This is a genomic window from Bartonella sp. AP88XZML (assembly GCF_042195565.1).
Taxonomy (GTDB): Bacteria; Pseudomonadota; Alphaproteobacteria; order Rhizobiales; family Rhizobiaceae; genus Bartonella.
In genome coordinates, this window is sequence record NZ_JBHIOQ010000084.1 from 31,952 (window position 1) to 42,175 (window position 10,224).

A 10,224-nucleotide genomic window follows, 5' to 3' on the forward strand; every position below is an offset into this window, starting at 1 on the left:
TGTATTTTGAATTTACTAACTCTATAATAAGGAATCCGTACATTGCCTTCCACGTTTGATAAAGTTGCTGATATCATTGCAGAAATCAGTGAAATTGATCGCAATACAATTACACCTGAGAGTCATACAATTGACGATTTAGGAATCGACAGTCTTGATTTTCTTGATATTGTTTTCGCTATTGATAAAGCTTTCGGAATAAAAGTCCCTCTAGAACAATGGACACAAGAAGTCAACGAAGGTACCGTTGCAACAGAAGAATACTTTGTTCTTAAAAACCTTTGTGCAAAAATTGATGATCTCGTTGCCTTAAAACAGGCGGAGTAGTTTTTTCGCCATGCTTGATCAATCTGTATTCATTACTGGTATAGGTCTCATAAGCTCTCTGGGGGCAGGAACTGATCAACATTGGAATCTCTTAAATGATCCAATCCGTACACCAAACCTAGATTATACAACTTTTTCACCTTACACGGTTCATAAATTGCCCGAAATTGATTGGAGTTTACAAATTCCTAAAAAAAGTGATCAACGGCAAATGGGAACATGGCAGCGTCTTGGTACCTATGCGGCTGGTCTTGCTCTTGATGATGCCGGCATAAAAAATAATGAACAACTCACTTCAACAATGGATATGATCGTAGCGGCAAGTGGGGGAGAACGTGATATTACTGTTGATACACAGATTCTTTCTAAAGCGCGCGCAGTTGCCGATCATGCTTCTATGTTAAATGTTGCTCTTTCAACTGAACTTCGTCCAACATTATTTTTGGCACAACTTTCAAACCTTTTGGCAGGAAACATTTCAATTGTTCATAAAGTCACTGGATCATCTCGTACATTTATGGGAGAAGAAGGCAGTGGTCTTTCTGCACTTCAAATTGCTGTAGCTCGTATTAAATCAGGTCAAAGTACCCATGCTCTTGTAGGAAGTTCCTATAATGCACAAAGTTATGATATGTTGTTGGCGCATGAGCTTGGTGGTCTTTTAACCCATAATGGATGGAGCCCAGTGTGGGATCGTGGAATCTATCCAGGCGGCGGTGTCATAGCAGGTTCTGGTGGGATCTTCCTAGTTATTGAAAGTGGAGAACATGCCAAAAAACGCAACGCACGTGCTTATGCTGAAATTAGCCAAATTATTACAGACCAAACAGATAGAACCAAAATTCCACTTAGAGATTCAATTGCAACAATGTTAAAAACTGCGGGCGCTAAATCTGCCTTAGCCATTTCAGCAGCCTCAGGAGCTCACGAAGCAACAAAAGCAGAACAAAATGCTCTTGATAATGCTGATCTATTTTACCGTGGCATTACAACATTATTTGGTTATATGCGGGAAGCACAATTTCCTCTAGCTCTAGCTCTTGCAGCACTTTCAATTGAAAAAAAACGCGGTTTTCCAGTGTTAAGTCCTCATGAAAAACCTTTTTCTAAAGAAGTACGTGAAATATTTGTTACAACGATTGGTATAAAAAGAGCTGAAGGTATTGTGCGTCTTACTGCTGTTTGAAGGGGAATTTCTATAGTGAAATATCATGATCATTTTGGGCGTCCACTTGTAGCAATAACTGGTGCAGGCATTGTCACATCACTGGGACAAGGGAAACATGAAAATTGGCAAAAATTAACTAGCGGTGTAAGTGGTATCCACAAAATAACACGTTTTCCCGTTGAGGGATTAAATACATATATTGCTGGAACAATTGATTTTCTTAAAGAAAGTACACTTGGTGCTTCAGCTCTCTCTGAGAAGCTTGCACATCTTTCTGCTGAAGAAGCTTTAGAACAAGCTACTATTGATAAAAAAAATTTTAATGGACCACTCTTTCTAGCTGCTCCTCCTGTTGAACTTGAATGGAAAGCACGTTTTAGTCTTGATCAAGAGGAAGAATTCAATAATGAGCCTTCTTATGCACATCTTCTTAAAGTCTGTAAGGATAAACTCCATGAGACGCTTTTTGAATCCACACAATTTGGTGCAATTGCAGAAAAACTTCAAAAAACATTTGGCACAAAAGGACTTCCTGTTACACTTTCCACTGCCTGTGCATCTGGTGCAACAGCAATTCAATTAGGTGTTGAGTCTATTAGACGGAGAGAGACAAATAGAGCTCTCATAATTGCGACAGATGGATCAGTTTCAGCAGAATCTCTTATTCGTTTTTCGCTACTATCTGCTCTTTCAACTCAGAATGAGCCTCCAGAAAAAGCAGCAAAACCCTTTAGCCGTGATCGAGATGGTTTTGTTATGGCAGAAGGCTCAGGCGCTCTTGTTCTTGAATCTCTTCAAAGCGCATTAAACCGTAATGCTACAGTTTTAGGAATTTTAGCTGGCTGTGGAGAAACCGCCGATGACTTTCACCGTACACGTTCAAAACCCGATGCATCACCAGCAATTGAATCCGTTCGCAAAGCTTTAGACGATGCAAAAATAACCATCAATGAAATTGACTATATTAATGCCCACGGAACTTCAACACCTGAAAATGAGAAAATGGAATATCTTGCATTATCAACAGTATTCGGTGATCTTTTAGAGCATATTCCTGTCTCTTCTAATAAATCAATGATTGGGCATACATTAACTGCTGCTGGTGCAATAGAAGCGGTTTTTTCGCTTTTAACCATTCAATCGGGAATACTTCCACCGACAATAAATTATGATAATCCTGACCCTACTATCCCTTTAGATGTTGTTCCTCATCATAGCCGTAAGTCCTGTGTCAATGCGGTTTTGTCAAACTCATTTGGATTTGGTGGTCAAAATATGAGTCTTGTTATCACTGCATATAAAGGATAATCCTTTAATAATAAAATTTTATAACGCTAACCAATAATATATTTAAGGGGGATGATAATGCGTGCACTGAAACTCTTCGATGATCGTCGGCTTGAAATCACCAATATTTCCCCGCCATCTTCACCTAGTATAGGTGAAGTAACTGTGCGGATAAAAGCCGTTGCTCTTAATCATATTGATGTATGGGGATGGCGTGGCATGGCTTTTGCGAAAAGAAAAATGCCACTCATCATTGGTGCAGAAGCCTCTGGTGAGGTTATACAAATAGGAGATGGCGTTGAACATCTCCAACTTGGACAGATTGTCTCAATTTATGGTGCACAAACCTGCGGAGTATGCCAAGCTTGTCATGAAGGACGGGATAATCTTTGCAGTAATGTAAAGGGAGTCTATGGTTTTCACCTTGATGGATTTGCGTGTGAGCTTGTCAATTTGCCAGCACGTTTATTAGTTCCATCACCTCCCCAATGTGATGAATTGCAAGCAGCAGTTGCTCCAATTACTTTTGGTACCGTAGAACATATGCTTTTCGATAACGCAAAACTACAAGCAGGAGAAACAATCCTGGTACAGGCTGGTGGCTCAGGTATTGGTTCTGCAGCCATTCAACTTGCAAAACACATGGGCTGTACAGTTATCACAACTGTAGGTTCAGATGAAAAAATTGCAAAAGCGCACTCTCTTGGGGCAGATCATGTGATTAATTATCGTAAAGATCGTTTTGAAGGTGTAGTGCGTAAATTAACCCAAAAAAAAGGTGTTGATGTTGTTTTTGAGCATGTTGGTGTCGATACATGGAACGGTTCTCTGTTATGTATGAAAAAAGGAGCACGCTTAGTGACTTGCGGTTCTACCTCTGGTGTTTCAGCACCAATAAATCTCATGCAATTATTCCAGCAACAGCTCAAGATATTCGGTTCATTTGGCTGCCGTATGGAAAATATGAAAAATGCCATGCAAAAAATGGCACAAAAAGCCGTACACCCTGTCATTGATACAATTGTTGGGCTGGATGAAATTGATACAGCTTTAAAACGAATGGAGAGTCGTGATGTTTTTGGTAAAATTATCCTTAAAATCGATTAAATCATGATGAAGCTTTCTCTTAAAAATCTCATATATCGTATTAAAATTATAGCTAAAAAAATATCCTACTTGTTATGGGCATATCTACTCTTTGGTTCTTTATTTATTCTAAAATGTTTTCCAGCCAAAATGGGAATTTCTTTTTTTGCTTGGTTAGCAAAAAAAATTGGTCCCCTTGTACATCGTCATCAAATCACACTTGCAAACCTTAGGAGTGCATATCCAGAAAAAACAGAGCAAGAACTCCGTGCGATTGCAATAGAAATGTGGGAAAATATAGGACGTTTCCTAGCTGAATATATTTTTCTTGATAAAATTTTTGATTTTGATCCTCATGCAGACGAGCCAGGTTTCATTGAGGTTAAAGGCATTGAAATATTTGAGCGATTAAAAAATGAAAAAAAACCACATATTTTTTTCACCGCACATACTGGCAATTTTGAACTTCTGCCTATTTGTGCACAAAGTTTTGATCTTAATGTTACGGTATTATTTAGACCACCCAATAATCCCTATGTTGCCAAACGAATCCTTAAAGCACGACAAACTTCTATGGGACATCTTGTTCCCTCCAAGGCCGGTGCAGCATGGGCATTAGCAGCCAAATTAGAAGAAGGTGAAAATGTTGGTATGCTCGTTGATCAAAAATTTCGCCGCGGTATCATGGGAACATTTTTTAACAGACCTCTTAAAACAAACCCCTTAATTATAAAACTTGCTCGACAATATGACTGTGATATTTATCCAGCACGTTGTATTCGTTTGCCTAGTGGACGTCATCGTTTAGAGTTATATGAACATGTAGAACTTCCACGTGATGAAAAAAATGATATCGATATAGCTGCTTCTACGCAAAAATTAAATGATATTGTTGAATCTTGGGTCCGTGAATATCCTGGACAATGGATGTGGTTACATAGACGTTGGGACATCTAACATAAGCTCTATTGCTTACAAAGGAAGTGCAAAATGTTAGCCTCAAAAGATATCAGAGATCTCACTACAATTATCACTGCATTACGAAACTCTGATAATGGTTGTATCTGGCATAAAAAACAAACTTTTGAATCCCTCATACCCTATATGCTCGAAGAAGTTTACGAAGTCATCGATGCCATTGAACGAAAAAATCGAAAGGATCTCTGTGAAGAACTTGGGGATCTTCTTTTACAAGTTGTCTATCATGCTACCATAGCACAAGAAGAAGGCAGCTTTACTTTTGAAGATGTTGTTTATGCAATCACGGAAAAAATGATTCGACGCCATCCTCATGTTTTTGGAAATGCCGAGCAAAAAAAACGAGGATTTATAAAAGAGGAGTGGGAATATATAAAAAAAAGAGAACAGGTTGAACAAAAAAGAATGTGCGAAGAAAAAAACAACAATTCCTCCACAAGCATACTCGCAACAGTAAAACAAATCCAGCCAGCAAACCAAGAGGCACTTGCTTTACAAGAAGCAGCAGCTAAAGTAGGTTTTGATTGGCAAAAAAGTGATAAAGTTTTTGAAAAAATAGAAGAAGAACTGGAAGAGCTCAAAGAAGCCATCAAAAGTAAACAAAACTCAGAAATAGAAGCAGAGTTTGGAGATCTCTACTTTATACTTCTTAATCTCGCGCGCCACTTAGCGATTGATTCACAAAAAGCATTAAAAAAAACGAATATAAAATTTCGAAATCGTTTCGCCTATATTGAAGAAAAGCTATCCACTCAATCTAAAACACTCACTGACGCATCCTTGAATGAAATGGAAGCACTTTGGAAGCAAGCTAAAAATGAACGATAAAAAATAGTAGATTTCTTCTACCTAAAAGAACAAGCCCCTCTAAAATTACTAAATTATAATTTAGCTCAGCTCAATTTGTTTTATATTGATCCTGCGTAGCAGGACGAAGTTCCACCGATTCGCCACACCCGCATGCTGAAACTTGATTAGGATTTTTAAAGACAAAACCAGACCGCAACGTTGTCACTTCATAATCCATCTGCGTTCCTAATAAAAATAATACCGCATCATGTGCTACAAAAACACGGGCACCATTCACTTCAACAACATCCGCAGCTATCCCCTTTTCTTTGACAAGAGTAATTGTATACTCCATCCCTGCACAACCACCTTTTTTGATACCAACAAGAATACCCTGTGCATCTTTTGCATCCATAATCGCTTTAACACGATCCACTGCTGCTTGCGTCAAATTTATTACCGAAAAACGGCTCATAGTTTACTCTTTTCTTAGTTCAATAGACACTTTGAAAGTTTTTCCTCTATAATATTTTATCTGATCTTTTAGAAAAAAAACGAAACATAAATTAAAGCATTCTGACCTTGTTTATTTGGATAAAAATACATACCCGTAAAATGAGATTTGTAATTATACAATCCAGAACTTACAATTTTTTATCCACATAAAATGCAAAATACCTCATCTATAAAACTCTAAAAAAACGAAACTTTTCAAAACCATACATTCACTCCTCTTCTTTTGAAAATCCTTATCTTTTTAGAAAAGTAACGATTAGGTAAGAAAACAATATACCTTCCGCACTCATTTGCTCCAATTCATACCCCTAAAGTCACCAATCTTACCCCCCTCCTCACAATCTCAAAAGTAATTAAATGCATACATCTATTAACTATAAAGCTAAAAATTTAATGATCACAAAGAATTTTACAAATTCGTTATTTATCTTGAATTAACAACAAAATATTGATGTCCAAAATTTTTACTTTCAAAAGCTCTAAGTGCAAAAGCATTTTAGATTTTATTCTGTTTATTTTTTCTCTTGCCTTTAAAGAAACAGTCATTTAATCGTTTTACACGAACTCGGAGCGTAGCGCAGCTTGGTAGCGCACTTGACTGGGGGTCAAGGGGTCGTGGGTTCAAATCCCGCCGCTCCGACCATTTTTAAAATGCTATAAAATAAGCTTACTTAAAAAGTGAATTATTATGCATTTCAATTGCACACACATGATTTTTTTCTTCAACGTAGAATAATGTGCAATGATATTTTATCATAAATTCGAGATAAGCTGTTTTATTAAAATGCGCTTCGCTCTTAGGAAAACACATACGAAACGCGAGACCTTTTGCCTCGCGTTTTTTATTCTTCAGAAAAATTTATAATTATCCGATCTCATATTTTCTAAATTTTCTTTACACGATAACGTCGCTGTTATCATTTTTTGTAATGGATGGTGACATCTGTACGGTTATCTTTTTGGGTTTTAATTCAGCTGGCATTTCCCTTTTAAGCTGAATATGAAGAAGCCCATCTCCAAGTTCTGCCCCAATAACCTTAACATGATCAGCCAAATGAAAACGCCGTTCAAAAGCACGCGAAGCAATACCTCGATAAAGGAATTCTCGCTCTTCATCATCATTTTTAGACTTTCTGTCTCCCTTAACGATCAGCTGGTTACAATGCGTTTCAATATCAATTTCATCTTGAGAAAAACCAGCAACAGCCATAGAAATTCTATAAGAATCTTCAGTTAAACGCTCGATATTATAAGGAGGATAAGAAGAAACTTCGTCTGGTTGTGTTCTAGAATCAAACCAGTTAAAAAGATGATCAAAACCTACTGTGGAACGATAAAATGGTGAAAAATCTACTTGACGCATAATATTGCCCTCCTCTAGAGCGACTATAATTTATAATTAATTCACAAAGTTCCCACATGGCAAACTTACTTGTGAACCTGCGGCCCCATCATGGCAACCGCACTATATTATCTAGTAATCGTTTTTCTTTATTTCAACTCTTTGGGACCTAAATTGATAAAAACTATCTAAAAAGCAATATACCCCTTTTTTAATCCTCTTTCTTCATTACATAAATATCAAAGCACTAAACGGCAAATACACTGTAAAAAGGATTTCAATTGGAAACACCTCTTTATCCCATAGACTGGGGTTCCACTTCTCTTAATATCCATCAAGATACTCTTAAAATAGCAATAGATCACGAAATTCGTTTTGCTATAACATATCCTGAGGTGAAAAAATCTAAGGGAACAATTGTTATTCTCAAAAGCTACGCAAATACTTTAGAAAAATATTTTTTATTAATAAATGAAATTTCTAAACGCGGTTTTCATACAGCAATATTTGACTGCTTTGATCAAAAAAAAATATCCTTCAAGATAAGAAAACAAAGACGATATCATTGTTTTGATATAAATAATGATATTAATGACTTATATAAATTTCTTAAAAATATTGTTTATCCTAATTGTCCGCCGCCTTACTCTATGCTCACCTATGGCATAGGTGGATTGATAGCACTTAGCGGATTAGATCTCATTAATCATCAGTTTAATAGATTGCTCTGTGTTTCTCCTCTTTTTGCTCCATTCGGCAATAAAACGAATAGTTTTCAACATAAATTAACACAATTTCTTTCTGATATAGGTCTTGGCTTTATATCAGTGAACGATGGGAAAAAATTAAACAAGACAAAACAAAAAAATATACAATTGGGACACATACATAAAGTGCCGCTCCCTTCCATTAAGCCCCCAACATCCCAATGGATGGCTTCAGTATTTAATGCGATTGATTCTATGAAGAGAAATGTACTTCATGGAAATTTACGAATCCCAACACTCTTTATTCTTGCCAATCAAAACAATATTGCAAACAACATTGAAGTGCGGCAATTATGCCAACACACACGTCTAACAGAAAGTATTACTATTACAGGCGCTGAACTGGATACAATTATGGTTAACGAAGATTATAAAAAACAATTTTGGGCTGCATTTGATGCCTTTATTCCCGATAATGTATCTGTAAAATAACACTAAACCTTAATTTCCGCTCCACCCCATCAAAAAAGAAAATTTCTACGAGCATTGGATCTACAAACACTTTATAAATATAATAGATTTTTCTTTCCAACCACTCATATGATTCGTTTTCTAGCCTTTACAGGCAAGCCATGACCTAAATATTCACCACGCATTCTAATAAAAAACTAATATACAAAGTATATCATTACATTAAATAATATTATTTTACATCATAAAAAATAACTTAATAAAAAAACTATTTATATAAATAAAAATAATAAATATATCTTAATATAACATGATACATATTTACAAATAAAGCATCAAAATACTATTTTTGATCTTTTATTAAGTGATAATTTAATATTATATCTAGGAAAACAATAGTTTTCATCTATTTAAGAAAAAAATTGAAATAAAGCGCATTTATAATATTTATTACAAATCTCTATAAAAACAAATAACTATAAAATTTCTATTTCTTAGGAGAACTTTTTAAAAACAATAAATTAACATAATATTCTTCTAATTTCTCGATATATGAAAACCCTACAATAACGGTTTTCATAAGTTTTTTAATGGAATTCTGATAATAATCAGTAACTTTAAAAGAAAAGATAGTAATGAATCATCTTAGTAGTTTTAGAGAACCCCTTCTTTTTTCAAAATCACATATATTTCGAATTTAACCAACTCACAACGAATATGCTGTATTTTGAATCAGAATGTAAGAATTAACCATTTTGCCATTCATTTCAATTATGAGCATTTTACCATCTTTTTTATAAATACTCTATATTGTATAATTGATGCGGCAAAACTCTGACAAATGGAGCCATTGGAATATAATCATGAAACGAATCCTGCTCGCAGAAGATGATAACGATATGCGTCGCTTTCTCGTAAAAGCCCTAGAACGTGCAGGCTACGAAGTCGCCGATTTCGATAATGGTATTAGCGCATATGAACGTTTACAAGAAGAGCCATTTTCCCTTCTCCTGACTGATATTGTGATGCCAGAGATGGACGGAATCGAACTTGCACGACGTGCGACTGAGATTGACCCCGATTTACGAGTAATGTTCATTACGGGTTTTGCAGCGGTAGCACTCAATTCAAATAGTGATGCCCCTCCTGATGCAAAGGTTCTCTCTAAGCCATTTCACTTACGTGAACTCGTCAATGAAGTTGAAAAGATCCTTATCGCTGCTTAAAAAGTATTTTTTAAAGTTATTTGCATCTGTTGAAAGAGAAAATAAAATTAGGCATTGACGTTTGGCATTCTATATGGTGTATGCAACATCAATGAATGGGCGTGTAGCTCAGCGGGAGAGCACTACGTTGACATCGTAGGGGTCACAGGTTCAATCCCTGTCACGCCCACCATTGCATTTTATATCAACAATAATTTATTGATTTTACATATGTTTTTTTAAGTGAGGGATACCTTAATAAAGTTAAGGGAATAGGATTTTTAACATTTCTCTATAAAGCACGCTTCGCACAATGTTTCTAATGTTTCTTTGAAGTCTGCTAACGCT

At 35.9% G+C, this 10,224-nt stretch carries 10 protein-coding genes and 2 tRNA genes; 10 read left to right on the forward strand and 2 right to left on the reverse strand.

The annotated features are described in order from the left end of the window. Positions 1–42 precede the first annotated feature (42 nt). The 6 genes from ACFIK2_RS08535 to mazG are packed head-to-tail and all read left to right on the forward strand — an operon-like array spanning position 43 to position 5,674. Positions 43–327: an acyl carrier protein gene (locus tag ACFIK2_RS08535; protein ID WP_005773457.1), complete on the forward strand. Its 285-nt coding sequence runs from the start codon at positions 43–45 to the stop codon at positions 325–327. 10 nt (positions 328–337) lie between these two features. After that, a complete protein-coding gene (locus ACFIK2_RS08540; protein WP_375634480.1) occupies positions 338–1,513 on the forward strand; it encodes a beta-ketoacyl-ACP synthase in 1,176 nt (391 codons plus the stop codon). 15 nt (positions 1,514–1,528) lie between these two features. Next, positions 1,529–2,803 carry a beta-ketoacyl-ACP synthase gene (locus tag ACFIK2_RS08545; RefSeq protein WP_375633157.1) on the forward strand — a complete coding sequence of 425 codons (1,275 nt, stop codon included), beginning with the start codon at positions 1,529–1,531 and terminating at the stop codon, positions 2,801–2,803. Between the two features lie 57 nt (positions 2,804–2,860). Then, the gene (locus ACFIK2_RS08550) at positions 2,861–3,889 is read left to right on the forward strand and encodes a zinc-binding dehydrogenase (protein WP_375633158.1); all 1,029 of its coding nucleotides are present in this window, start codon (positions 2,861–2,863) and stop codon (positions 3,887–3,889) included. A 6-nt stretch (positions 3,890–3,895) separates the two neighbouring features. Then, positions 3,896–4,825 carry a lipid A biosynthesis lauroyl acyltransferase gene (locus tag ACFIK2_RS08555; RefSeq protein ID WP_273791402.1) on the forward strand — a complete coding sequence of 310 codons (930 nt, stop codon included), beginning with the start codon at positions 3,896–3,898 and terminating at the stop codon, positions 4,823–4,825. A 33-nt stretch (positions 4,826–4,858) separates the two neighbouring features. After that, the gene (mazG, locus tag ACFIK2_RS08560) at positions 4,859–5,674 is read left to right on the forward strand and encodes a nucleoside triphosphate pyrophosphohydrolase (RefSeq protein ID WP_375633159.1); all 816 of its coding nucleotides are present in this window, start codon (positions 4,859–4,861) and stop codon (positions 5,672–5,674) included. Between the two features lie 70 nt (positions 5,675–5,744). Here the strand turns inward: mazG and ACFIK2_RS08565 are convergent, their stop codons facing one another. Continuing rightward, complete coding sequence (locus tag ACFIK2_RS08565; RefSeq protein WP_375633160.1) at positions 5,745–6,110, reverse strand: iron-sulfur cluster assembly accessory protein; 366 nt, start codon at positions 6,108–6,110, stop codon at positions 5,745–5,747. 607 nt (positions 6,111–6,717) lie between these two features. Here ACFIK2_RS08565 and ACFIK2_RS08570 point away from each other — a divergent pair. Further along, a tRNA-Pro gene (locus ACFIK2_RS08570) sits at positions 6,718–6,794 on the forward strand. Positions 6,795–7,046: 252 nt separating this feature from the next. On the opposite strand, the gene ACFIK2_RS08575 is transcribed toward ACFIK2_RS08570, so the two are convergent. After that, the gene (locus ACFIK2_RS08575) at positions 7,047–7,514 is read right to left on the reverse strand and encodes an Hsp20 family protein (protein WP_375613075.1); all 468 of its coding nucleotides are present in this window, start codon (positions 7,512–7,514) and stop codon (positions 7,047–7,049) included. A 260-nt stretch (positions 7,515–7,774) separates the two neighbouring features. Here ACFIK2_RS08575 and ACFIK2_RS08580 point away from each other — a divergent pair, with 260 nt between their 5' ends. The 3 genes from ACFIK2_RS08580 to ACFIK2_RS08590 all read left to right on the forward strand — a co-directional run bounded on the left by ACFIK2_RS08580 (position 7,775) and on the right by ACFIK2_RS08590 (position 10,069). Beyond that, positions 7,775–8,692, forward strand: a complete 918-nt coding sequence (locus tag ACFIK2_RS08580; protein ID WP_375677160.1) for a serine aminopeptidase domain-containing protein — start codon at positions 7,775–7,777, stop codon at positions 8,690–8,692. Positions 8,693–9,534: 842 nt separating this feature from the next. Further along, positions 9,535–9,897: a cell cycle two-component system response regulator CpdR gene (cpdR, locus tag ACFIK2_RS08585; RefSeq protein WP_005773448.1), complete on the forward strand. Its 363-nt coding sequence runs from the start codon at positions 9,535–9,537 to the stop codon at positions 9,895–9,897. Positions 9,898–9,994: 97 nt separating this feature from the next. Next, a tRNA-Val gene (locus ACFIK2_RS08590) sits at positions 9,995–10,069 on the forward strand. Positions 10,070–10,224: the final 155 nt, after the last annotated feature.